The following is a 25,654-nucleotide window of genomic DNA, read 5'->3' on the forward strand; positions in this document are numbered from 1 at the left end:
ATTTTATGAAGCGACATTCCTCCAATGGACGGAATGTCGCTTTTTTTATATAACGGACGCTGAAAGAGAGAAGTATATGAATAAGAAAGGAAGGGTATGGAAGAAGAATGGTATTTTGTTTCACTTTCCCATTTTTTAGATTTACGAAAGCTAGTAGGAGAGAGCATAATGAAAGAAGAACAGTTCTACAAACAGGAACGACGCGGTAAGTGATGAATCGTTAGTTCTTTTAAAAAGAAGAGGATAAAGGGGAGATTTAGATGAAAGGCGGTATCTATTCACAAATCGGTGCAGTTCGAGAGGAACTACCATCATCCTCACGAAAAGTCGCAGACTATGTCTTGACGCATATGAACCAAATTGCGCGCATGACGATCCACCAACTTGCAGAGGAATCAGATACAAGTGCCGCTGCAGTCGTCCGCTTCTGCCGCGCGCTCGGATTAAAGGGATACCCGGAGTTGCGGATGCGCATTTCTGCCGATACAGCACGGACGGATTTAAAAGGGTATCACGATATCGAAAAGGATGAACGTCCTGTCGACTTGATTGAAAAAACGCTTAGTAACAGCATTCAAGCGTTACAGGATACTGCGAAGCAGTTGAATGATGAACGGATTGCGGATGCGATTGATGTGATTGATCAGGCACGCGCGATTTATTTTTACGGGATTGGGGCATCGCATGTCGTCGCTGAAGACGCTGCTCAAAAATGGACGCGTGTCGGGAAAGTAGCGATTCAAGAAACGGACCAGCATCTACTTGCGACGATCTTAGCGAATGCACGTAAAGAAGATGTCTTCTTTGCGATTTCTTACAGCGGAGAAACGGAAGAGGTCGTCGAGTTGATCCGTTTGGCGAAAATCCAAGGGCTGAAGGTCATCAGTCTGACACGTTTCGGGGACAATCGGATCAGCCAACTCGCGGATATCGCGCTTTGGACATCCCGCGCACCGGAAGCGCCGCTTCGTAGTGCAGCGCTCAGTTCGCGTCTCGCCCAACTATTTGCAATCGATGTCTTGTTCTTATCGTATGCTGCGGGACATTATGAAGACACACTCGAACGTCTTCAATACACGCGAGAAAGCGTTAAGACACTGCATCAAAAGAAATAAGGGGGATACATATATGTCAGAACGAACTGCCGGACTAGACGCGTTGTATCCAGAAATGGTCGAGCGCCGTCGTTATTTACATCAGCACCCAGAGTTGTCGTTTCACGAAGTCGAGACTCCGCGTTATATCGCGCGACATTTAAAAGCGCTCGGAATCGAAGTCAGGACGGAGGTCGGCGGACGTGGTGTCGTCGGGTATATTCGTGGAGGAAAACCGGGAAAGACCGTCGCGTTACGCGCCGACTTTGATGCCTTACCGATTGCTGACGCTAAAGAGGTCGCGTATCGGTCGACGGTTCCGGGTGTGATGCATGCATGCGGTCACGATGGTCATACGGCGACGTTACTTGCTGTCGCAGAGACGCTCATGCAACAGCGAGAATCATTACCGGGGAACGTCGTTTTGATTCATCAACATGCGGAAGAAGTCGTTCCGGGCGGTGCACGCGATATGATTGCGGACGGTTGTCTCGAAGGAGTCGATGTCATCTTTGGAACGCATCTTTGGTCAACGATCGATTTAGGACACGTAGGTGTTCGGACTGGTCCGATCATGGCGGCGGCGGATAAGTTCGAACTGACCTTATATGGAAAAGGCGGACACGGTGCGAAACCACATGAGACGATTGATGCTGTCTTACTCGGGGCAACAATCGTTAAGGAATTACAATCGATCGTCAGTCGTCAACTCAATCCACTGGAGCCGGCAGTCGTGACCGTTGGAACATTACATGCTGGGAATACGTTTAATGTCATTGCAGATCAAGCGATGTTGACAGGAACGGTCCGGACGTTTGATGAAGCGACAGCGGACGAGATCATTGAGCGGATGGAGCGGACGATCAAAGGAATCTGTGAGGCAGTCGGAGCAACGTATCACTTTACATACGAAAAAGGCTATCCAGCTGTCGTCAATCATGCTGCACCCACCGCATTGATTGAATCTGTCGCACGAGAAGTTTTAGGAGACGAGCGTGTATTTGAGATTGAACCGACGATGGGTGGCGAGGACTTCGCTTATTACTTGCAACACGTACCTGGTGCGTTCTTCTTTACAGGAGCGGGAGATGCTTCGTATCCACCGCATCACCATCCACAGTTTGATTTTAAGGAGCCGGCGATGCTCGATGCAGCGCGTATTCTCGTCGAAGCGACATGGCGTTACTTAGAACAAGCTACTGAATCATGAAAAAATCGCTCGTCTTGACTCCGAAAAGGAATCAGGACGAGCGATTGCTGTCTTTTTATCCTAAAATTTCTTGAACACGACCGACTTGACCGTCTTCTAAGCGCACTTTAATCCCGTGCGGATGTTGCGGAGATTTCGTGAGAAGGTCTTTGACGATTCCTTCTGTTCGTTTACCTGTTCGTTGATCTTGCTTCAACACGATGCTGACTTTAAGACCGGGCGTGATATTTTTACGTGTTTTACCATCCATCTGTAGATCCTCCCATCGTTCATTTCCTGTTTGGCTATCAGTATAACATGGTTCAGTCGGTGAAACTTGTTTGTCGCAAGGACGTAAAGTGAAAAGAGAACAGAATGTCAAAAAAAAGTTTGACTATATTTGACCAATTAAGATACGACTTTTATAATTAAGGTAATGAAGTATAGGAAAAGGAAGTGAATTCGAATGGCAAAAGACTACTACCAAACACTCGGTGTCGCAAAGGATGCATCGAATCAAGATATTAAGCGCGCGTACCGCAAATTGGCAAAGCAGTATCACCCAGACGTCAATAAAGAGGCGAGTGCGGACCAGCGTTTCAAGGATATCCAAGAAGCCTTCGATGTGCTTGGAGATGAGGAAAAACGAGCGAAGTATGATCGATACGGCAGTAACTTCGATCAGATGGCAGGCGCTGGAGCTGGTGGCGCTGGAGATTACGAAGATCTGTTCCGACAGTTCGGAGGTGGTGGACGGACACGACCTGGACAATCGTTCGGATTTGAAGATATGTTCGGTTCGTTCTTTAGTCAGGAAGAAGTGTCGACCGATGAAGAGCTTGAATTGACGGTCCCACTCAGTCATCTCAGTACGAACGAAAAAGTCACGGTGCGTCTTGCGACGGGTTCGATCCAGCTGACGCTTCCGAAAGACGTCTATGACGGTAAAAAAGTTCGCTTACGTGGAAAAAGTTCGATGCGTAACCGACAAGGTGTCGCGGGAGATGTTTACGTGACGATTCACTTGAAGGATGACGATCAGTTCCGACGGGTCGATCAAGACGTCATTTCAACCGTCCGTGTTCATCCGACGACGCTTGTGCTCGGAGGCGAAGTCGTCGCAGATACGCTTGAAGGGAAACGAATCAAACTGAAAGTCAAACCGGGCACGAAACCAGGAGCACGACTCCGGATTCCAAATCGTGGTCTGAGTCAAGCGAATGGTCATCGTGGGGCGTTACTTGTCCAACTCGAAGTCAAGTTACCTGAGATGGACCGTGCCTTTTATGAAGAGTGGGAACGTCAACTTGCAGTGAAGGAGTGATCAAGGATGGATTTTGAACGTTTAACGGATCGGGCACACGAGGGAATCGTCTCTGCCCAAGCGATCGCGAAACAACGTCGTCATAGTGAAATCACAGAATGGCATTTGTTACTTGCCTTACTTGCTCAAGAAGAAGGGATTGCACGAGTCGTCTTCGAAAAGCTGAATCAACGGATTGAGACATTGAATGGAGCGATTGACGAGGCGATTGGTAAGCTTCCTGCTTTGTCCCAGGCGACGACGCCTCGGATCGGTAGCTCGTTGCTGAACGTGTTGACGGAAGCAGAGACGGAAGCGCGTCTCATGCAGGATGACTATGTCTCCGTCGAACACTTATTGCTAGCATTGATCAAACAATCAAGTCCAGCAGCTCAATATTTACGTCGTCAAGGCATTACGGAAGAGACACTCCGGGAAGCGATCGTCAGTATGCGAGGCAATCGGAAGGTCACGACGAAAAATCCCGAAGAGACGTTTGATGTGCTGAAAAAATATGGACGTGATCTCGTAGCGGATTTCCGGTCTGGGAAAACAGACCCGGTCATCGGCCGTGATGATGAGATTCGACGTGTCATCCGGATTTTGAGTCGGAAGACAAAAAACAATCCCGTCTTGATTGGAGAACCCGGCGTCGGGAAAACGGCAATCGTTGAAGGACTAGCGCAACGGATCGTCCGAGGAGATGTACCGGAGAGTCTGAAGAACAAGCAGTTGTTCAGTTTAGACATGAGTGCGCTCGTCGCTGGTGCGAAATACCGTGGTGAGTTCGAAGAGCGACTGCAAGCAGTCTTGAATGAAGTCAAGGAAGCCGAAGGACAGATTCTCTTGTTCATCGATGAGCTGCATACGATCGTCGGTGCCGGGAAGACGGACGGCGCAATGGATGCCGGAAACATGCTCAAGCCGATGCTTGCACGAGGAGAATTGCACTGTATCGGTGCAACGACGCTAGATGAGTACCGGAAGTATATCGAGAAAGATCCAGCGCTCGAACGTCGCTTCCAACAAGTACTCGTCGCAGAACCGGATGTCGAGGATACGATCTCCATTCTGCGTGGACTAAAAGAACGGTTCGAGATTCACCACGGTGTGCGGATTCATGATAATGCGCTCGTCGCGGCGGCGGTGTTATCCGATCGGTATATTACGGATCGGTTCATGCCGGATAAGGCGATTGATCTCGTCGATGAAGCATGTGCTATGATTCGGACCGATATGGAGTCGATGCCAGCTGAACTCGATTCACTCGTCCGTCGGGTCATGCAGCTCGAAATCGAAGAAGCGGCGTTAAAAAAAGAAACAGATGAAGCATCTCGGAAACGACTTGCCATCTTACAACAAGAACTCAGCTCTGTTCGAGAAGACGAGAGTGCACTTCGGACACGATGGGAACGGGAAAAAGAGAGTTCGCAAAGTGTCCAACAGTTACGCGCGGATCTTGAGAAGGCAAAACTGGCATTACAAGAAGCGGAAGGGCGCTATGACTTGAACCGAGCATCGGAAATCAAGTACGGTCAAATTCCGGATCTTGAGGCACGTCTGAAAGTCGCGGAAGAGTCATCTGAACACGTCTCACACGAACTCGTTCGAGAAGCGGTGACGGAAGAAGAGATATCCGACATCGTTTCGAAATGGACCGGCATTCCAGTGACGCGGCTTGCGCAGGGCGAACGCGAAAAATTACTTTATCTTGAAGATACGCTTCATGAGCGTGTCTTCGGTCAAGACGAAGCGGTCCGTCTCGTCGCGGACGCTGTCATTCGAGCGCGAGCTGGCATCAAGGATCCGAACCGCCCGATTGGCTCGTTCTTGTTCCTCGGTCCGACAGGGGTCGGGAAGACAGAACTCGCCAAAGCCTTGGCAGCCGCGATGTTCGATAGTGAAGATCACATCGTCCGCATCGATATGTCGGAGTATATGGAAAAACACAATGTCTCCCGTCTCGTCGGTGCGCCTCCAGGATACGTCGGTTATGAAGAAGGCGGTCAATTGACGGAAGCCGTCCGACGGAGCCCGTATTCGGTTCTGTTGTTCGATGAGATCGAAAAAGCGCACGGCGACGTCTTCAATATCTTGCTTCAGTTGCTCGACGATGGTCGATTGACGGATGCGCAAGGACGGGTCGTCGACTTCAAGAACACGATCGTCATCATGACGTCAAACATCGGAGCACCCATCCTGCTTGAAGCCGCCAAAGATGGTGTCATCGATGCAGCGGAAGAGGAAGCCGTTCGCCAAGAACTGAAGCGCCACTTCCGACCGGAGTTCTTGAACCGGATCGATGATACGATTTTATTCCATCCACTCCACCGGACGGAAATCGAACGAATCATCGACAAAGCGGTCGAGAAAATGAGTTCACGTTTATCTGGACGAGGCATTACGATTGATGTCACGGATGCTGCGAAGACGTTGATTTTCGAGGAAGCATTTGAACCACAATACGGCGCACGTCCAATCAATCGTTATATGCAACGGACGATTGAGACGAAACTTGCCCGTGCCTTGATCAGTGGGGCGATTCAAGATGGTGCCCGGATTGCGATTGACGTAGAAGACGGCGAACTAGTCGTACACGGATGAAGCGGATGCTAGAAAAAGGAGTCGACTCGGCTGAAACGAGTCGACTCCTTTTAGCGTTTACGGAAGAACCATATCCGTATTCGTCAGATGCGTGATAAGCTAGAAAAAAAGAGAAAGAGGGAACGCCATGAATGTTACACAAGCCCAACTCGAGGAGTTGATTGAAGAATGCCGTCCGTATACAGTGCTTGGACAAGTCGCCAGTTATATTCCAGAGCTTGCGAAGGTTGATCCAACACAACTCGGAATCGCCGTCTGTAACGCCGACGGGACGTTCGTCTCGGCAGGTGATGCGGATACGATGTTTACACTACAGAGTGTATCGAAGATCATCACGCTCGCATTCGTCCTCGAGACATTCGGAGAAGATTATGTCTTTTCAAAAGTCGGGATGGAACCGACGGGTGATGCATTCAATTCGATCGCGAAACTTGAAGAGACGATTCCAACAAAACCGCTCAATCCAATGATCAATGCAGGAGCACTAGCTGTGACGAGCATGTTACCGGGAACGGATGCTGCCGATAAATTACTCCAATTGCGGCAATTCATCGCAAAACTGTTGGATATTGAAGTAGAAATGGTAAAATATGACGCAGATGTTGCTGAATCGGAATTCGAAACGACGGATTTGAATCGGGCACTGCTCTACTTCATGCGCTATCACGGTGTGATTGAGGGAAATGTCGAAGAAATCATCGACGTCTATACGAAACAATGTGCGATTTTGACGAACTGTAAAGGACTTGCCATGATGGGAAAAATTTTGAGTACATCCGGAAAAACGCCATCAGGACGCCAAGTCATTTCACGTCGGAACGCACGAATCATTCGAGCAATCATGACGACGTGTGGCATGTACGATGCATCTGGAGAATTTTCCGTCCAAGTCGGGCTTCCAGGAAAAAGTGGTGTTTCCGGTGCAGTCGTTGCTTGCGGTCGAAGTGATTTCGATATGGCTGATCTCGGAATCGGTGTCTTTGGACCATCGCTTGATGCCAAAGGGAACTCCATTGCCGGAACAAAGATGCTGGAATTACTCGTTCAACGTCATCCATGAGCGATTTCAATCTGATCAAGCGCAGAACGTAGCTCGTCCTCTAAACGCTTAATCTGACGCAAACGCTCTTCTTGATAAGCAGATGGAACCTCGAAAGAGCGCCATCTTTCTAATCGCTGATACGTATCATTGATGTGTCCGAGTCGTGTCTGAGTTGTCTTTAGGCGATCGACAGCAGACTTCGGTTGATGCGTGTAGGGACGAAGATACTCGACCGTATAACGGTATGCTTTTGTAGCAAGCCGTAATTCATGCATCCGTTCGACACGCTTCGTTCCATCCTTTCGTTGCACTTTTTCAAATTGTTCACGTTTTTTTTCATAGCGTTTCTCAGCGGCCTGAATCAGCTCTTTTTCTGACATCCGTTTGAGGCGCTTTGTCATCGGACCGGCTAAAAAGCGACGAACGGATCGATCCAGTTCATTGGAGATCAAGAGATGCATCGTCTCGATTAAAGTCGAACGTTTCCCTTGAAGTTGCAGAGCGACATGGTTCGCGAATAACTGATCGATTTCTGTTTTGTTTGAGGTTGCTTCGAGTTGTACGTCGAGGTCACGGACTTCGCCGAAAGCATGCATCAGCCGCTTCCAAATCAAATAAACGGGTTCCTCCGTTAAATCGACCAATCGGGCGAATGTGATTAGTTTCCGTAACCGAATCCGCGCTTGATGGACATCTTCCGGATTTTCAAAGGTTTGAGCCTCTTTGGCATAATGATTGAAGGTCGACCATGTCTCAAGCAGTTCGAAAGTCAGCTTTTCAGTATCTCGATGGTTCATGAGATGAATCCCTCCTCGGATTATTTTCGTAAGAGTTCAAGAGTGCTAGGTTTTAAAATTAAGGAGGACACCTCCTGAAATGTGGTGGAAACATGTTAGAAACAGTTACGTTCTCAGGAAAGATGAAGCAATTCATGAAAATTTTCTTTCCGATCCTCGTAACGCAAGTCGCGTTTTACTTAATTAGTTTTTTCGATACGGTCATGGCCGGTCGATATGGTTCTGCTGATTTAGCAGGCGTCGGGGTCGGAGCAAGTCTCTGGGCACCCGTCTACACAGGACTGACCGGTATTCTACTTGCCGTCGCACCGCTCGTTTCCCAAGCGATGGGAGCAAAACGCGAGCGGGAAGTCAAACGGATCGTCATGCAGGCGTTGTACGTTGCTGTCGTGATCATTGGTTTGACTGTCGTCATCGGACTTATTGCTGTCAATCCGATTCTCGAACGGATGGAGTTATCAGCAGAGGCGCGTGAAGTCGCGCGAAATTATCTCGTGATGTTAGCACTCGGGATCGTACCGATGTTCGTTTTCTTCGTTTTACGAACACTCGTCGATTCATTAGGTAAATCAAATATCACGATGGTCTTACTACTAATCTCTTTACCCATTAACGTCCTTTTCAATTATCTATTCATCTTCGGAAACTTCGGTTTTCCGGAACTTGGTGGAGTGGGCGCGGGAGTTGCGACTGCCATCACGTACTGGATTCTCTGTCTAGCGATCATCGCTGTCGTCTTCAAAGGAGAATTATTTCAACGCCTTGGGATTCTGCGGCGCTTTTACCGTCCAGATATGAAGCGAATCAAGGAATTGATTCTACTCGGTGCTCCGATTGGTCTAGCGATTTTTTCTGAAGTCAGTATTTTCTCGGCGGTCACGTTGCTGCTCGGAGCGTACGGCGATGTCATCATCGGTGCCTATCAAGCGGCCATCAACTTCGCTTCGTTCGTCTATATGATCCCATTATCTGCTGCGTCCGCTTTGACGATCACAGTCGGTTTTGAGGTCGGTGCCAAACGGATTAAGGACGCTGTCCAGTACGTCGTCATTGGATTGACGATGTGTGTTGCCGTCTCCTTGTTCTCCGGGATCTTGTTGTACTTAAAGAATGAAGAACTTGCCGCTTTATATAGTCGTGATCCTCAAGTCATCGAAGCAGCCGCACATTTCATGATTTTAGCGATTTTCTTTCAACTGTCGGATGCCGTTGCTGCACCGACGCAAGGTGCATTACGTGGATTCAAGGATGTCAACGTCACCTTCTTGTTGACGATTGCTGCCTACTGGGTCATTGGACTACCATTAGGTTTTTATCTCGAACGCTATACGACGCTCGGACCAGATGGTTACTGGTGGGGATTGATCATCGGTCTTGCGGTCGGAGCAACGCTACTACTTGTTCGTCTTATGCATTTAATCCGTAAATCAAGGAGGCTGGCAGCTTGAAATTCTCAAAACAACGCATCATGACGATTGCGAAGATCATCTTGCCGATCGTCTTGATTGGATTCATTTTTTATCAAGGACAAAACGAATTGCGTAGTTTGTCGCTACAGGAATCGATTCAAGCGATTCGTCAAGTCCCATCTTGGCAATTCATCCTGTTGATTCTCGCAGGTCTTGCGGCAGTCTCGACGATGTTCTTTTATGACTTCTTCTTATTACGTTCATTGGAGGCGAAAGTACCGATCGGACTAATTTTCCGAGCATCCTGGATTGCGAACTCCTTTAACGGCATCATCGGATTCGGCGGTCTCGCTGGGATGGCGATCCGCTCCGCTCTTTATCGACCATTCGTTGAAGGCGGTCGTTTGTTGAAGGCGATCGGCTGGATGGCACCGACGTTGATCAGTGGATTGTCCATCTTATCTGCCTTATCGCTTCTACACGTTTTTCCGGCGTTTGAAGTGCTCGATTTAAAAAAATGGCTGTGGCCCGTCATCATTGGTGTCGCATTCTTCTTTCCACTCTATCTGCTGTTCTCGTTTCGACGAGGCAATAGTAGCATCCATCCGAAATCGATTGCGTTATATTCACTCGTTTCACTCGCAGAATGGTTCAGTGCTGGCGTTGTCGTCTATCTGATCTTGGCAGCGCTCGGAACGGATGTTAGTTTCTCAAAAGTCATCGGTGTTTTCATCATCGCTGCGACAGCCGGTTTGATCTCGATGGTACCGGGTGGGTTTGGTTCGTTTGACTTAGTGTTTTTGATCGGCATGCAGCGTGCGGGTGTCGAGGAAGGCATCGTCTTGACAGGATTATTGATCTACCGTCTTGTCTACTACTTGATTCCGTTCCTGATCGGTGTCATTTTCTCAGCTCGGGAGTTCAGCGGTCCGGTCGTCAAGATGATCGAAGACAAACCGATCGTTGGTCCATCGATGGAGGTCGGGAGCGTCATTTGGCGCTTACAACTGCGATTCCTCAGTAAAATTCGTCATTTCACACTCGCATTGATCACACTCGTTGCCGGGATCACGATCTGGGGATTGGCGATTTTACCACCTGTCTCGACGCAATATGAATATTTGGAATCGAAATTACCGCATGAAGCGCTGTTACTCGCGAATAGTTTCTTCTTGATGGGCGGCTTATTGTTCGTCCTCTTATCGACAGCACTGTATCGTCGAACAAAACGGTCGTTATATATGATGTACGGGGCATCTTTTTTCGCGTTGATTGGAATGGCACTTCGTGGTTTTAACTTGATTTCCTTCCTTGCCGTCATCATCGTCCTCGTCTTGCTACTGATGTCGCGAAAAGCATTTCACCGAGAACGAACGCTCATTACGACGACACGGTTCATCCGGGTTGCCTTCGCTGGTCTATTGTACATTGGAGGATTCGTCTTTTTTGGATACGCCTTCTATACACTCGGATCAGCAGACGGAACAAAAGTGTATCCGGCACATGAAATTTTCATGTTTGCAGCGAGTGCCTCTATCTTTGCGCTCGTGTATGTTCTCGTCTTCATCCGCTTATTCAATACATTCAATCAACCGGTTCTCGGTGAGCGATTCGATGCTGAAAAGATCGAGTTGGTGTTGCGTGAGCAGGGTGGGAATTATTTAAGCCATCTCGCGTTTCTAGGTGATAAACGTTTCTTCTTCTCCGAAACAGGACGTTCATTCATCCAGTTCAGTCAGACCGGCAATCGGATCATGGTCCTTGGCGACCCTAGTGGAGATCCGAAGGAGCATTCACAAGTCATCGCGTCTTTCTTGCGTCGCGTCGAAGATCTTGGATATATTCCGAACATCTATCAAATTCAAGCGCAAAATATGTCTCTCTATCATGATTTTGGCTTCAACTTCTTCAAACTTGGTGAAGAAGCGATCGTTGATATTCCATCTTTCACTGTATCAGGAAAAAAACGAGCTGGACTTCGGTCGATTAAAAATCGCTTTGAACGAGAGGGCATGACGTTCGAAGTAGTCGAGCCACCTATTTCAGGAACTCTATTAGCAGAACTACAAGAGGTCTCCGACGAATGGTTAGGAGGGAAGTCCGAGAAAGGTTTCTCGCTCGGTTACTTCCACGAACCTTATTTAAACCGGGCACCGATCGGCATCATGCGTGAAGCGGAAGGACGATTGATCGGGTTCATGACATTCATGCCTGCTTACCAAGAAGGGGTCCTATCGATTGACTTGATGCGTTTTCGACCAGATGGACCGAATGGAATCATGGATGCGATGTTCATCCGACTATTCGAGTATGCGAAAGATGAAGGCTACCATACGTTCAACATGGGAATGGCTCCGCTTTCGTCCGTCGGAGAGGACGAGACGTCCTTCTGGCAAGAACGTGTGGCAGCGGATGTCTTCAATAATATTCGCTACATGTATAGTTTCACCGGTCTACGACGATACAAAGAAAAGTACGATCCAAAATGGGAAGGACGATATCTTGCTTACCGCAAGCGTCAATCGTTACCGATGGCAATCTTAAAAGCAACGCGTCTGATTTCTCGAAAGAAAGACCGGATTTTATTACCATGATCGACTGACGCATGAAGTCGGCAATCGACGGGTATACAAAGGGCGACCCTATATCTACGGATATGCGGGATCGTCCTTTTATAATTTCCTTTAAATGTACAAAGGTCTATACAACTAGAATTAATCGCGTTATACTAGATACGGAAGCAAGTCATGGAACGGATAGAGAAAGGAAGATGCCAGATGACAGTGATCATCAATGCTCGGATTTACACGGGAGAGCAGACGATTGAAGACGGCTTCATTCGTTTTGACCGAACAATCGAGGCGATTGGACCCATGTCGAAATTCGAGGAAATCGCAGGAGAAGAGATGATCGATGCGCAGTATCAATCACTCATTCCGGGAATGATCGATGTGCATATTCATGGGGGATATGATGTCGATGTCATGGATGGAGATGCCGAGAGGTTGCGTCATTTCAGCCGACAGATGTTACAAGAAGGTGTGACATCATTTTTAGCGACGACGATTACTCAGGACTGGGGAAATATCACACGCGCGCTTGAGACGGTCCGAGAAGTCGTAGCGCAAGACGATACAACGATCGTCGGCGTTCATCTTGAAGGACCATTCATCAATCCGGATTATGCGGGTGCACAGCCTCACGAACATATCGTCGAACCGGATGTCGAGCAGTTCTTGAAATGGCAAAAAGCAGCAGGGAACACGATCAAGCTCGTCACATACGCTCCGGAACGCCCGGGAGCACGGGCGTTCGAAGAAGCGGTGCGCTTGACGGGTGCGATTCCGTCAGCCGGACATACAGACGCGACGTATGCCCAAAACCAAGCCGGTCACGTCACGCATGGTACCCACCTCTACAATCAAATGCGGGCACTTCATCACCGGGAACCAGGCACGGTCGGATATTGCCTCCTGACACCAGACGTCTATGCGGAGATCATTCCGGATGGGATTCACAGTGCGCCAGAAATGGTCGACTTCGCCTACCGAATGAAAGGCGCAGATCGACTGATCGTCATCACGGATGCGATGCGTGCAAAAGGATTAGCTGATGGTGAATATGAGTTAGGTGGTCAGGCTGTATTCGTTCGAGACGGTGCGGCACGTCTTGAAAACGGTAGCTTAGCTGGAAGTGTCTTAACGATGGACGCCGCCTTACGGAATATCATCGCCTATACAGGCTGTTCGCTCGAAGAAGCGGTTCGCATGACATCGGTCAATGCGGCAAAAGAACTTCAATTGACTCAAAAGGGAAGCCTCTCGGTCGGCAAGGATGCGGACATCGTCCTGCTCGACGAAGCGCTACACATTCAAGAAACGATTCATCGTGGTACGCGACACCGGATCACGAACGGAAAGGAGTCTACCTCATGAAATGGATGATCGTAGAAAAAGGAGAAGAATTAGCACAGGTGGCCTATCAATTTTTGAAACAGGAAATTGAGCGTCACCCGGAAGGTTTGACGGTAGGACTGGCAACGGGAAGTTCACCGGTCGGCGTTTATGAAGAATGGCGGAAGGATTCGCTCGATTGTCGACATGTGACGACGGTTAATCTAGACGAATATGTCGGTCTCAGCCCAGAGCATCCACAAAGTTATCATACGTTCATGCAAGAGCATCTATTCAAAGATGTCGCGTTTAAGGAATCATTCGTTCCAATCGGGGACACAGAAGATCCCGTGCGCGAAAGTGAACGATATGAAGCGCTCGTCCGCAATCGAGGAATCGACATTCAATTACTTGGAATCGGAGCGAATGGACACATCGCCTTCAATGAACCAGGTACACCGTTCGATGCTAAGACACACGTAACGGAATTGACAGAGTCGACACGAGAAGCGAACCAACGATTCTTTGATCGATTAGAAGAAGTACCGACGAAGGCGATCACGATGGGAATCGGTACGATCATGGAAGCGAAAAAGATTCTTCTCGTTGCTTCTAGTGAACGAAAGGCAGAAGCGGTTCGCGATATGATGGAAGGTGTCGCAACAACGGATTGTCCAGCAACTGTACTCAAGCGTCATGCTGATGTCATGGTGATCTTGGACGAAGAAGCTGCATCTTTATTGTCAGATGACGCTAAACGTACAGGACGGGCGGCATATCTGAATTTCATGAAAGTATGACGATGGAAGAGCGATGAATCAAAAGGGATAGAGACAATCATTGGATTGACTCTATTCCTTTTTTTGATTCTGTTGAGCCTAGTCTCAAGCGATTTGTTATTTAGATAGAAAGGTATCAACAGGACATATACCAAGATCATTCAATCTCATGATACAGCGCACTAAGGATCCATGATTTTTTCAGTGCAACGATTCCATACGATTTCTTTAACCGAAACGTAAATTGACATTTCATTAAATGTCCGGATAATGGAGATTAGCGAACTTTACGGAAAATTTACATGAAAATGAGGGTTTACATGATGGAAACGCGATCCGCACGAAAGAGACAGCCAAGTGCTGGCAAGATGTTCATGAAAGTCATCGCTGCACTCGTCCTGCTTGTCACAATCATCGGTTCTGGATATGCTGGAGCTGTTTTTATTAAAACGCAAGAAACATTGGCAAAGACGCAGATTAACATTCCCGGCTCGAAGGTGAGCTCTAAATATGATGATGTTCCGTCTGAATCGTTCTTGATTCTTGGAACGGATGAAACGAAAAAAAGTAAAGAACGAAATGAACCGGCGCGATCAGATGTCATGATCGTCGGGATCTTAAATAAAAAAACGGAACAATTAGTGTTGACGAGTATTCCGCGTGATTCACTCGTGAACATCGATTATTCGAAATACGATGTACCTTATGGTAAGACAGGTGTTGAGCAAGATAAAATCACCCATGCCCATTACTTCGGTTCGATGGATAAATCGAATTCCTATAATGGGATTAAATTAGCGCGTGAAACGACAGAAAACCTGCTCGGTATTCAAATCGATCACGTCGTTAAAGTTAATTTCCAAGGATTCGTTCAATTGATTGATGCATTGGACGGCGTAGACATCGATGTACGATATGCGTTCAAAGAGCAAGATTCAAAACGTAAAGCCGGTACTGTCACTGTTGATAAAGGTATGCAACATTTAACAGGAGAGCAAGCACTTGCTTACGTCCGGAATCGTCATGATGATCCGCTCGGTGATATCGGACGCGGTCAAAAACAGATGCAAGTCATTCAAGCGGTCGCCAAAGAAGCGGCAAGTTTCCGTTCCCTCAGTGCATACCGTGATATTTTGGATGCTGTCGGTGATAACGTCGAAACGAATTTAGGTCCGAACGATTATACACGCTTAGCAGATTTCACAGCAGCGTTACGTAACACGACGGAGTACCAACTCGCTGGAGAAGGTTATATTGGTATCAGCGGGAAATGGGAGTATCACCTCGATCCGAATCAATTGGAGCAAGTGAAAAGTAACTTAGCAAAAGCGATGCAAGGTCAAGAAGTCGAACCGATCAAGGAAGAGACAGACCCGGCACAAAGCACGACAGAAGAACCAGTGACGGAAACAGAAGCCGTTCCTGCTCAATAATATACGCTAAAAATCCCCTTGTATCATTGTCACTATACGACGATACAAGGGGATTTTTAGCGTTGTCGTTCCATTTCGACGGTGAAGGTATAGCGGTCTCCTCGGTAAGCAGAGATGACATATTCAAACGGTTGCTCCGTTGTAAGATACGTCAGTTGCTCGACAGATAAGACAGGCGAAGCGGTCGATAGACCAAGATGGCCCGCCTCTTCCTTCGTTGCCAGGCGTGATTCGAACGTTTGACTCGCACGCCCAAGATTTAATCCGCTCGCTTCTGCAAATGCATAGAGCGATGCGGTCGCGACGTCTTGATCGAGTCCAGGTAAGAGCTGTTCCGGGATATAGACGGTCTCAAGGGCAAGCGCTTGCTCATCAGCAATTCGTAAACGTTTCAGTTCATACACCGATGCCCCTTCGCGAATCCGTAGCTTATTGGCAATCGTCATCGAGGCGTCGATGATTTGATAGGAAAGTAGCGCACTCGTCGGTTCTAAACCTAAGTGCTCCATCTCTTCCGAGAAACTCGTCAATCCAGACAGTTGCATGACGATTTTTTTATTCGCGACGAATGTTCCACGTCCTTTTTGACGAATCAAGTAACCGGCGTTGACCAAGTTTGAAATGGCTTGTCGGACCGTCATTCGGCTGATTTGGTGCGCTTCCGCAAATTCGCGCTCGGACGGGATCAGATCGCCAGGTTGAAGAACACCGCTTTCGATTTGTTGTTTTAAGGCAGCTTCGATTTGATAGTAGATGGGGAGTGGTGAATTTTTATTGATATGCTGAATCACGGCATTTCGTCCCTTCGCGATCGGTAGTCTTTCGTCTAGTGTACTAGGAAAAAGGCAAGCCGACAAACGATTCTGGATGAAATATGGCATAATACAGAGTGAAACTGACAGAGAAAGGTGGTCGAGGTATGCGCCCCGAACAAATAGAATCCGATGTCCGAACCTTTCAGACATCCATTCGTGCAACAAAACAAGTAGATGGTTATTGGGTTGCTTTAAAGAAAAGTTACTTCTATCCGGAGAGCGGTGGACAGCCGGCGGATCGTGGAACATTGAACGACCAACCGGTCCTTGACGTTCAAATCGAAGACGGTGTCGTCTGGCACCAACTGGCGACGCCGCTCACAGGTGACGTCACCGGTATCGTAGATGACGCAGTCCGAATCGATCATGCGGCGCAGCATACGGCACAACATGTCATCTCTGCAATCCTACAAGATGAATCAAATATCAAGACACTCAGTTTTCGGACGGGAAGTGAGGTCTCGACGCTTGATATCGAGACACCTGAATGGACAACTATGCAACAAGAACAGCTGGATCGACGATTACGACATGTGATTGAACAAGGATTACCGATCACGGCGACAGAGTATGACGAGGCGGAAGCTCTACGCTTACCATTACGAAAAACACCACAAGTTGAAGGACGAATTCGTGTCGTTCAAATCGGCACACTCGATTATAGTGCCTGTGGTGGGACGCATCTTGATTCAACGGCACAGCTCGAGTCGATTCTCTTTACCGGAGTCGAGCGGGTTCGTGGAAATATTCGTCTGTCCTATGTCGCGAAGGAACGGGCATACCAACTCGTTCAGGCAGAACGACGAGCCTTACGGGAAGCGGCGCAAGCCTTGTCGGTCAAACCAGTTCAAATGCTAGAAGCCGTCCAAGCGTTACAAGAAGAGCAGAAACGCTTAACGAAACAGATCGAACACGCCCAGGAACAACTCGCAACGTTTACACTCGCTCATGCTCTAGAACAACAAGAAGGCATTCTTGTGTTCGAACATCTGGATGAAGAAATCAAAATATCCGAGCAGCTTGCTAAAGCGATTCAAGAAGCGGGACGCGTCGGCGTCGTCTGGAATGCGACGACGAACAAGTTACTGATGAGTAGTCCAGGTGAACCCCATCTCGGGAAGTTCGCTAAAGCACATGTCCAAACATTTAACGGGCGAGGCGGAGGAAGTGCGGTTCAGGCACAGGCACAATTTACGAATCGGGATGATGCGATGGCATATGTCGATCGATTACGGGAGGAATATCAGTCATGACAGTCATTCAAGTACGTACAGCAGAACAACATCAAGCCGTCCGGATGATCCGGGAGCGTGTCTTCGTCGAGGAGCAAGGCGTACCACGTCATCTTGAATACGATACACACGATGAGACAGCGATTCATCTGCTTGTCCTCGATGAGCAGAGTCGACCGGTCGCAACGGGTCGTACCCGTCCATATGACGACCAACGGATGAAGGTAGAGCGTGTCGCGACGCTAGCGACAGCGCGAGGAAAAGGATACGGTGGCGAGTTGATGCAGGCGATGGAACGAGTCGCACGTCGCGAAGGGAAGCAATTGCTAACACTCGGCGCACAAGTTCAAGCGATCCCGTTTTATCAAGGACTCGGGTATACGATCGTCTCCGATGAATTCGATGATGCGGGCATCCCGCACCGAACGATGGAGAAAAAAATGTAAGTCATTTTGAAAGAAATCCTGCAAAAAGGGTTTCTTTTTTTTGTTTTCTATGTATATATATAATTCATAATGAATTTTTATACAGACAGATGAATTTAAAACCAGGAGGGAATTATACATGTCGAAACAAAAATTGATCTTAGCGTACTCTGGGGGACTTGATACATCGGTAGCCATTAAATGGTTGAGCAAGGACTATGACGTCATTGCCTTATGCATGGATGTCGGAGAAGGAAAAGATTTATCCGTCATTAAAGAAAAAGCACTCCTCGTCGGTGCGATCGAATCGATCGTCCTCGATGTAAAAGAAGAATTCGCACAAGACTTCGTATTACCGGCACTTCAATATGGCGCGCATTACGAAAATGCCTATCCGTTGATTTCAGCGCTTTCGCGTCCGTTGATCGCAGAAAAGCTCGTCGAAGTCGCGCATCAACATGGTGCAACAGCGGTTGCTCACGGATGTACCGGAAAAGGGAACGACCAAGTCCGGTTCGAAGTTTCGGTCGCAGCACTTGATCCATCACTCGAAGTCATCGCACCGGTTCGGGAATGGAAATGGTCACGGGAAGAAGAGATCGCCTATGCGAAAGAAAACAACGTGCCGATCCCGATCAACCTCGACAGCCCATACTCAATCGACATGAACCTCTGGGGACGGAGTAACGAGTGTGGCGTCCTAGAAAACCCTTGGACAGAGCCACCACAAGACGCTTACGCGTTAACAGTAGCGCCAGAAGACGCACCGGATCAGGCAGAAGAAGTCATCATTGGCTTTGAAGCAGGTGTTCCGGTCTCGATCAACGGAACGACATATCCACTGGCGAAACTGATCACGGAACTGAACATCATCGCTGGTGCACATGGGGTCGGACGGATCGACCACGTCGAGAACCGTCTCGTCGGTATCAAATCGCGGGAAGTCTATGAGTGCCCAGGAGCAACGGTTTTACTCAAAGCTCACGCTGCACTCGAGACGATTACATTGACGAAGGACGTCGCGCATTTCAAACCACTACTCAGCAAACAATACGCAGAAACGATCTATAACGGTCTCTTCCATGCACCATTGACAAAAGGCTTGAAAGCATTCCTGACGGCGACACAACAGGACGTCACAGGAGAAGTTCGCGTTAAACTGTTCAAAGGAAACGCAACCGTGACAGGTCGTCAGTCCGCTGTCTCACTCTACGATGAGAAACTTGCGACGTATACGAAAGAAGACGCGTTCGATCATGAAGCAGCAAAAGGCTTCATCAAATTACACGGACTTGCCGTTTCGACTCATGCGAGCGTACATCGTCAGGCGGGTGTAACGAAATGACCAAACTCTGGGGTGGACGTTTTACGGAAAGTGCTTCCGCTCAAGCGGAAGCCTTCGGAGCATCGATCACGTTCGATCAAAAATTAGCGAGCGTCGATTTAAAAGGCAGTCTCGCACACGCGCAGATGCTATTTGAACAAGGGATCCTCGCTCAAGACGAGTGGACACAAATCGAGCAAGGACTGAAGCAACTGGAAACGACGTTAGCGGATCATGTGTATACGCTAGCAGATGAAGACATTCACATGAATCTCGAGCGTCTATTGACGGAACAGATTGGTCCGGTTGCAGGAAAACTGCATACGGCACGGAGCCGAAATGACCAGGTCGCAACGGATTTACATCTATGGATGGAACAACATGTTGAAGCGTTGACGACGGCATTACGCGAGCTCCAATCGGTTATCACGGAACAAGCTGAGCAACATATCGAGACGGTCATGCCAGGTTATACGCATTTGCAACGGGCACAACCGATCTCGCTTGCGCATCACTTGCTCGCTTATTTCTGGATGTTCGAACGTGATGTCGAACGGTTGACGGATAATCAAAAGCGGATCCGGAAATCACCGCTCGGGGCAGGCGCGCTCGCGGGGACGACATTCCCAATCGATCGTTTCCGTTCTGCCGAGTTGCTCGGTTTTGAGTCAATCTATCCGAACAGTCTCGACGCTGTCTCCGACCGCGATTTCGTCATCGAATACCTCGGGATCGCCTCGACCGTCATGATGCATCTCTCGCGTTTTTGTGAAGAAATCATCATCTGGGCATCGCAAGAATTTGGCTTCATCGAGTTGTCTGATGCTTTCTCGACAGGGTCGAGCATGATGCCACAGAAGAAAAATCCTGATTTCGCTGAATTGATTCGTGGGAAAACGGGGCGCGTCTACGGCAATCTGATGGGCTTCTTGACGACGATGAAGGCATTACCACTCGCTTACAACAAAGACATGCAAGAGGATAAGGAAGGGGTCTTCGATACAGCAGATACCGTTCTCCAATCCGTTCAAATCTTCACCGGAATGATTGAATCTGCGACGTTTAAGACCGAAGCGCTCAAGAAGGCGACAATGCAAGACTTCTCGAATGCAACGGAACTCGCTGACTACCTTGTAACGAAAGGCATACCGTTCCGGGAAGCGCATGAAATCGTCGGCAAAGCCGTCCTTTACTGTGTGCAGAACGGTTGTTTCCTGAAGGATTTGAACCTCGAGACGTATCAAACGTTCCATCCTGATATCACAGAAGACGTCTATCCGCTCCTCGATCCGGTTCAAGCAGTAGCACGCCGGACTAGCTACGGCGGGACAGGGTTTGCTGCCGTGTCGGAGCAACTCGAACTCGCGAAACAGCATCTTGCGAATTGACGAATTTTGAAAAAAAACAGTCAAATGACTGGATTTAACAAAAGATGTCTGCTATAACTGTAACTAACAACCGACAGATAGAGGCGCGGATGACATGAGTAGCATCATTCTTGAAGGCAAGCATGCCGAATGATGTGAAAGGGGAAGTCCGCCGAAGTGAACGAGAAGATGCTTCTTCTTGTTTGCTGGTACAACGGTTAAGATCCGTTGTACTGCCGAAACCGATGTTTCGGAGCGCTATCTTACGTAAAAGAACGAATGACTTTGTCTTCGTTTGTCCGATCGTGATAACGACGGGCCGTAGGAACGCTCCTACCGGCCCGTCGTTTTTTTTCTGTATCGGGACAAAGGAGATAGGATTGTGACAACTGTACTTAAATTTGGTGGAAGCTCGGTTGCGACTGTCGAACAGATTCAGTCTATTGCGAATTATTTGAAGAGTCGCGCAGCCGAAGGTGAAAAACTCGTCGTCGTCGTTTCGGCGATGGGCAAGATGACAGATTCTTTGATCGCTCAGGCGCAAGCCATCACGGATCGCCCCGAGCGAAGAGAACTCGATCGACTGCTTGCCATCGGAGAAGAACAGACGATTTCATTACTCAGCATCGCCCTCAACTCGCTCGGTGTCAAAGCGTTATCGCAAACAGGCGCTCAAGCAGGAATCAGCACGATGGGCGTGCATACGAAAAGTAAGATCAAACAGATCGATGGAGATCTGTTACGACAAAAACTCGAAACGTACGATGTCGTCATCGTCGCCGGATTCCAAGGTGTCAACGAACTCGGTGATGTCACGACGCTTGGACGGGGTGGGTCGGATACAACGGCAGTTGCCCTTGCGGCAGTCCTTGATAAACGGTGCGAAATCTATACCGATGTCGACGGTGTCTATACAGCTGATCCACGAATCCACGCCGCCGCTCAACCGATTCCACATATCTCGTATGATGAGATGATGGAAATGAGCGCCCTCGGGTCGAAGGTCATGGAAATGCGAAGTGTCGAACTAGGAAAAAAATACGGCGTACACATCTTCGTCGGGAAAACACTTGAATCGAAAAGGGGAACATGGATCATGGAAGCGACGGAAACAATGGAACAAAAAGCGGTGACGAGTGTCAGTGTAACGAAGAACGTCTTGACGGTATCAATCAAACACGTACCGCAAACGAATGCAGCAGTAGCCGATATCTTCGAACTGTTATCCAATCGCCACGTCAACATCGACATGATCAGTCAAACGACGTTCGACAGTGACATCTTCTTATCGTTCTCATGTCCACTCGATGAGGAAGAGTTCCTCGATGAAGCATTGAAAGACATCATGGATCGCTTCACGACAGTCAAGGTCGATCGCCATAATCAGCACGCGAAGTTATCTGTCGTCGGCATCGGGATGCGGGATGCAACAGGTGTCGCTTCGAAGTTGTTCGCAATCTTCCGAGCGGAGAACATTCCGTTCTATCAAGTTACGACTTCAGAAATCAGCATCTCATACACGATTGCACAAGCAGATATTGAACGGACGGTTGCAGCGATTGCAAACGCGTTCGAGTTATAAGGAGGAAAACAGGATGTATCATGTAGCAGTCATTGGAGCAACCGGCGCCGTCGGTCAAAAAATGTTACAAGTACTAGCCGAACTGGACTTCCCGGTCAGCCGCCTGTCCGCTTACGCTTCTGCTCGTTCAGCAGGGAACACGGTACAGTTCAAGGAAGAAGCCATTACGATCCAAGCACTGACACCAAGTATCACGGAAGACGAGATTGACGTCGCGTTGTTCGCGGCGGGCGGAACGATCAGTGAACAATATGCCCCGTTACTAGCTGAAAACGGAACACTCGTCGTTGATAATTCAAGTGCTTTCCGGATGCAGGAGACGATTCCGCTTGTCGTGCCAGAAGTCAATCCACAAGCGATTCAAGTGACGGACCGCTTGATCGCAAATCCGAACTGTTCGACGATTCAATCCGTCGTCGCCTTAGCACCGCTCCAGTCACTGGGATTCGAGCGTGTCAACTATACGACGTATCAGGCCGTATCCGGTTCTGGTCAAAAAGGAATCGAGGATCTGGCACGTGGAGCACGCGGAGAAGAGCCCGTCAATTATCCGCATCCGATTCACGATAACATCTTGCCACATATCGATGTGTTCCTTGAGAACGGCTATACGAAAGAAGAGCAGAAGATGATTGACGAAACACGGAAAATCTTCAATCTTCCAGCACTACCAGTCAGTGCGACATGTGTGCGTGTTCCAGTCACGAATTCTCACTCGGTTGCGATCAACGTCACGTTTACGCAGCCGACGACGGTTGCAGCGATCCGTGAAGCACTTGAAGGCGCACCGGGCGTCGTCCTCATCGATGATGTCGCGAATACGCGTTATCCGATGCCACTCGATGCAAGTGGTACGGACGACGTCTACGTCGGTCGGATTCGACAAGATGATAGTCTCGCGAACACGTTCCATCTCTGGTGTGTAGCCGACAACATTCGAAAAGGTGCCGCCTCAAATGCCGTACAAGTCGCACGCCAAGCAATCGAACAGTCGATTCATTCATAAAAAAGGAGGAGTTCTTCATGTTCAAAGGAGCAGGTACAGCGCTCGTCACACCATTTAATGAAGCAGGCGAGTTGGATCTACACGTATTCGAACGCTTGATCGAGCAACAACTCGCAGCAGGAATTCAGGCGCTTGTCGTCGGAGGAACGACAGGAGAAGGATCGACACTGACGAACACGGAATTCGAACAACTACTGACGACTGCCGTTCAAATCACGGCAGGACGAGTACCAGTCATTGCCGGAACGGGTTCGAACAACACGGCAGCAACAATCGAGAAGACGTTACTCGCAGAGCGCCTCGGTGCGGACGCAGCGATGCTCGTCACACCGTATTACAATAAAACATCGCAAGCGGGTCTCGTCGCACATTTCACGGCGGTCGCTGATGCAACCGAATTACCAATCATGCTGTACAACGTTCCATCGCGGACAGGCGTTGCGATCGCAGTCGAAACAGCAGTGACGTTAGCACGTCATCCACGAATCCAAGCGTTTAAGGAGGCGAGTGGAGACGTCAGCTTCATGGGTGAACTGATGGCGGCGATTCCGGAAGATTTCGCGGTCTTCTGTGGAAATGATGATCAAATCCTGCCGTACATGGCATGGGGGGCACAAGGCGTCATCTCAGTTCTTTCGAACCCGTACCCAGCAGAGACACAAGCACTTGCTGAGGCGTTACTCGCACAAGATCTCGTCACAGCTCGCCGGATTCAGGCAGACTTGTTACCGGTCATCGGTGCCTTGTTCAGTGACGTTAATCCGATTCCAGTCAAAGCATCGCTTGAAGAACTTGGCTTTGCTGTCGGTGCGCCGCGCTTGCCGCTCGTCCGTCAATCGGAAGCGGGACATGCCCACTTACTCGAAACGATGCGGGCTTACAAAGGAGTGGTTCGATGAAACTCGCGTTACACGGTTATGGGGCGACAGGACAATACGTCGTCGAACTCGCACCACAAAGTGTCGTGGCGATCGTTGACCGGACGAAGTCATCCGATACGATCGCTTCATATGCCGAGCTAACAGAGATGTCAGAAACGGTCGATGCGATCATCGACTTCTCGCATCCGAGTTTGCTACCTGATCTGCTCGCATACGGGCTGGCGACAAAAACACCACTCGTTATCGCAACGACTGGTTTTTCTGAGGCGGAACTGGCATCGATTAAGGACGCCGCAAAAGAAATTCCGATCTTCCAGTCGTACAACATGTCGTACGGTATCGCGATGGTGCAGCAACTGCTGAAGACACTTGTGCCACTAGCAGGAGCGTATGACATCGAATTGCTCGAGAAACATCATAACCAAAAAGTCGATGCGCCAAGCGGAACGGCTGAGTTGTTATTGCAAACGATTCAGACGGCACGTGACGTCACACCGGTATATGACCGGTCACAGACGCGGCAAAAGCGGGAGACGAACGAGATCGGGATGCACGCGATGCGCGGTGGAACGATCTTCGGAGAACACGAAGTCTTATTCGCAGGTGTCGACGAATTGATTGAAATCAAACATACAGCGCTATCGAAAAAAGTATTTGCTTCTGGTGCGATCAAAGCAGCTGAGGCACTCATTCAAAAAACAGCGGGACTCTATACATTAGAGACGCTCTACACACAGGAGGATTCACATGTTACTCACTGATGCTTACGAAATTGCTAAATTCATTAAAGATGCTAAAAAACAAACACCGGTAAAACTTTACGTCAACGGCGATTTGGCGGGCTTGACGATCGAAGGCGCTACAGCATTCGGATCAGATGAATCAAAGATTTTCTTCGCGGATGCAGGACTTGCGGCTACTTTCTTAGAAAAGTATTCAGATCGCATCACGGATGTTCACGTGGAGTATGACCGTCGCAACAGTGCGGTACCAATGCTTGATACACGTCACTTGAATGCGCGCATCGAACCAGGTTCATGGATTCGTGATCATGTCGTCATCGGTGACAACGCAGTCGTCATGATGGGTGCGATCATCAATATCGGTGCATCAATCGGAGATGGTACAATGATTGATATGAACGCTGTCGTCGGTGCACGTGGGACGATCGGGAAAAACGTTCATGTCGGCGCAGGTGCCGTGGTCGCGGGTGTCCTCGAACCACCTTCAAAAACACCTGTCATCATTGAAGACGGTGTCTTGATTGGTGCAAATGCAGTCATTCTTGAAGGCGTCAAAGTCGGCAAAGATGCCGTCGTCGCTGCTGGTAGTGTCGTCACAGAAGACGTACCTGCTGGAAGCGTCGTTGCTGGAACACCTGCACGTGTCATCAAACAGAAAGATGCGAAAACAGAAGAGAAGACGCAATTGGTGGATGATTTACGTTCACTCTGATTGACGTCGAAGAGGAGGAAAACA

Annotated in this window: 22 protein-coding genes and 1 riboswitch; of the genes, 19 read left to right on the forward strand and 3 right to left on the reverse strand. The window is 48.8% G+C overall.

Annotated elements, in window-relative coordinates; translation table 11 throughout:
• Positions 1 to 260 precede the first annotated feature (260 nt).
• Both KNQ18_RS14580 and KNQ18_RS14585 read left to right on the forward strand, forming a co-directional pair.
• The gene (locus tag KNQ18_RS14580; protein ID WP_215085252.1) at positions 261 to 1,115 is read left to right on the forward strand and encodes a MurR/RpiR family transcriptional regulator; all 855 of its coding nucleotides are present in this window, start codon (positions 261 to 263) and stop codon (positions 1,113 to 1,115) included.
• 13 nt (positions 1,116 to 1,128) lie between these two features.
• A complete protein-coding gene (locus KNQ18_RS14585; protein WP_215085254.1) occupies positions 1,129 to 2,304 on the forward strand; it encodes a M20 metallopeptidase family protein in 1,176 nt (391 codons plus the stop codon).
• 55 nt (positions 2,305 to 2,359) lie between these two features.
• Here KNQ18_RS14585 and KNQ18_RS14590 read toward each other — a convergent pair whose 3' ends face one another.
• Entirely contained in the window at positions 2,360 to 2,554 is a 195-nt protein-coding gene (locus tag KNQ18_RS14590; protein ID WP_023467094.1) for a YwbE family protein, read from the reverse strand.
• Positions 2,555 to 2,749: 195 nt separating this feature from the next.
• Between KNQ18_RS14590 and KNQ18_RS14595 the strand changes: the two genes are divergently transcribed.
• From KNQ18_RS14595 to glsA, 3 genes are all read left to right on the forward strand, one after another.
• Positions 2,750 to 3,607 carry a DnaJ C-terminal domain-containing protein gene (locus KNQ18_RS14595; RefSeq protein ID WP_050678995.1) on the forward strand — a complete coding sequence of 286 codons (858 nt, stop codon included), beginning with the start codon at positions 2,750 to 2,752 and terminating at the stop codon, positions 3,605 to 3,607.
• Positions 3,608 to 3,613: 6 nt separating this feature from the next.
• Entirely contained in the window at positions 3,614 to 6,190 is a 2,577-nt protein-coding gene (clpB, locus tag KNQ18_RS14600; RefSeq protein ID WP_215085261.1) for an ATP-dependent chaperone ClpB, read from the forward strand.
• A gap of 127 nt (positions 6,191 to 6,317) precedes the next feature.
• A complete protein-coding gene (gene glsA / locus KNQ18_RS14605) occupies positions 6,318 to 7,250 on the forward strand; it encodes a glutaminase A (RefSeq protein ID WP_023467099.1) in 933 nt (310 codons plus the stop codon).
• Here the strand turns inward: glsA and KNQ18_RS14610 are convergent.
• The gene (locus tag KNQ18_RS14610) at positions 7,241 to 8,029 is read right to left on the reverse strand and encodes a CHAD domain-containing protein (protein WP_023467100.1); all 789 of its coding nucleotides are present in this window, start codon (positions 8,027 to 8,029) and stop codon (positions 7,241 to 7,243) included. The genes glsA and KNQ18_RS14610 overlap by 10 nt on opposite strands.
• 92 nt (positions 8,030 to 8,121) lie before the next feature.
• Between KNQ18_RS14610 and KNQ18_RS14615 the strand changes: the two genes are divergently transcribed.
• The 5 genes from KNQ18_RS14615 to KNQ18_RS14635 all read left to right on the forward strand — a co-directional run bounded on the left by KNQ18_RS14615 (position 8,122) and on the right by KNQ18_RS14635 (position 15,543).
• Positions 8,122 to 9,477 (forward strand): MATE family efflux transporter, encoded by a 1,356-nt coding sequence (locus KNQ18_RS14615; RefSeq protein ID WP_023467101.1) that lies wholly within the window; start codon positions 8,122 to 8,124, stop codon positions 9,475 to 9,477.
• Complete coding sequence (gene mprF / locus KNQ18_RS14620; protein WP_215085263.1) at positions 9,474 to 12,032, forward strand: bifunctional lysylphosphatidylglycerol flippase/synthetase MprF; 2,559 nt, start codon at positions 9,474 to 9,476, stop codon at positions 12,030 to 12,032. Before KNQ18_RS14615 ends, mprF begins: the two co-directional genes overlap by 4 nt.
• Before the next feature lie 183 nt (positions 12,033 to 12,215).
• Complete coding sequence (nagA, locus tag KNQ18_RS14625; RefSeq protein WP_215085271.1) at positions 12,216 to 13,373, forward strand: N-acetylglucosamine-6-phosphate deacetylase; 1,158 nt, start codon at positions 12,216 to 12,218, stop codon at positions 13,371 to 13,373.
• On the forward strand, positions 13,370 to 14,131 hold the full coding sequence (gene nagB, locus KNQ18_RS14630) for a glucosamine-6-phosphate deaminase (protein ID WP_050679000.1): 762 nt from the start codon (positions 13,370 to 13,372) through the stop codon (positions 14,129 to 14,131). Before nagA ends, nagB begins: the two co-directional genes overlap by 4 nt.
• 299 nt (positions 14,132 to 14,430) lie before the next feature.
• A complete protein-coding gene (locus KNQ18_RS14635) occupies positions 14,431 to 15,543 on the forward strand; it encodes an LCP family protein (RefSeq protein ID WP_231681811.1) in 1,113 nt (370 codons plus the stop codon).
• Between the two features lie 56 nt (positions 15,544 to 15,599).
• On the opposite strand, the gene phnF is transcribed toward KNQ18_RS14635, so the two are convergent.
• Positions 15,600 to 16,334 (reverse strand): phosphonate metabolism transcriptional regulator PhnF, encoded by a 735-nt coding sequence (gene phnF, locus KNQ18_RS14640; protein ID WP_029340766.1) that lies wholly within the window; start codon positions 16,332 to 16,334, stop codon positions 15,600 to 15,602.
• 128 nt (positions 16,335 to 16,462) lie between these two features.
• Between phnF and KNQ18_RS14645 the strand changes: the two genes are divergently transcribed.
• The 9 genes from KNQ18_RS14645 to dapD all read left to right on the forward strand — a co-directional run bounded on the left by KNQ18_RS14645 (position 16,463) and on the right by dapD (position 25,630).
• Positions 16,463 to 17,611, forward strand: coding sequence for an alanyl-tRNA editing protein (locus tag KNQ18_RS14645; RefSeq protein WP_215085273.1), 1,149 nt, complete (start codon positions 16,463 to 16,465; stop codon positions 17,609 to 17,611).
• Complete coding sequence (locus tag KNQ18_RS14650; protein WP_023467111.1) at positions 17,608 to 18,036, forward strand: GNAT family N-acetyltransferase; 429 nt, start codon at positions 17,608 to 17,610, stop codon at positions 18,034 to 18,036. Before KNQ18_RS14645 ends, KNQ18_RS14650 begins: the two co-directional genes overlap by 4 nt.
• A 118-nt stretch (positions 18,037 to 18,154) precedes the next feature.
• Positions 18,155 to 19,360: an argininosuccinate synthase gene (locus KNQ18_RS14655; RefSeq protein ID WP_050678063.1), complete on the forward strand. Its 1,206-nt coding sequence runs from the start codon at positions 18,155 to 18,157 to the stop codon at positions 19,358 to 19,360.
• Positions 19,357 to 20,727: an argininosuccinate lyase gene (argH, locus tag KNQ18_RS14660; RefSeq protein WP_047395002.1), complete on the forward strand. Its 1,371-nt coding sequence runs from the start codon at positions 19,357 to 19,359 to the stop codon at positions 20,725 to 20,727. Before KNQ18_RS14655 ends, argH begins: the two co-directional genes overlap by 4 nt.
• Before the next feature lie 70 nt (positions 20,728 to 20,797).
• Positions 20,798 to 20,975, forward strand: a riboswitch (Lysine riboswitch).
• A 113-nt stretch (positions 20,976 to 21,088) separates the two neighbouring features.
• Entirely contained in the window at positions 21,089 to 22,288 is a 1,200-nt protein-coding gene (locus KNQ18_RS14665; protein ID WP_047395005.1) for an aspartate kinase, read from the forward strand.
• Positions 22,289 to 22,301: 13 nt separating this feature from the next.
• A complete protein-coding gene (locus KNQ18_RS14670; RefSeq protein WP_214772465.1) occupies positions 22,302 to 23,294 on the forward strand; it encodes an aspartate-semialdehyde dehydrogenase in 993 nt (330 codons plus the stop codon).
• A gap of 17 nt (positions 23,295 to 23,311) precedes the next feature.
• Positions 23,312 to 24,193, forward strand: coding sequence for a 4-hydroxy-tetrahydrodipicolinate synthase (gene dapA / locus KNQ18_RS14675; RefSeq protein ID WP_023467119.1), 882 nt, complete (start codon positions 23,312 to 23,314; stop codon positions 24,191 to 24,193).
• Entirely contained in the window at positions 24,190 to 24,936 is a 747-nt protein-coding gene (gene dapB / locus KNQ18_RS14680) for a 4-hydroxy-tetrahydrodipicolinate reductase (RefSeq protein ID WP_023467121.1), read from the forward strand. Before dapA ends, dapB begins: the two co-directional genes overlap by 4 nt.
• Positions 24,923 to 25,630 carry a 2,3,4,5-tetrahydropyridine-2,6-dicarboxylate N-acetyltransferase gene (gene dapD, locus KNQ18_RS14685; RefSeq protein WP_029340774.1) on the forward strand — a complete coding sequence of 236 codons (708 nt, stop codon included), beginning with the start codon at positions 24,923 to 24,925 and terminating at the stop codon, positions 25,628 to 25,630. The genes dapB and dapD overlap by 14 nt, the downstream gene beginning before the upstream one ends.
• The last annotated feature ends 24 nt before the right edge of the window (positions 25,631 to 25,654 follow it).

It is taken from the genome of Exiguobacterium sp. s78, from assembly GCF_018618985.1.
Lineage (GTDB): Bacteria > Bacillota > Bacilli > Exiguobacteriales > Exiguobacteriaceae > Exiguobacterium_A > Exiguobacterium_A abrahamii.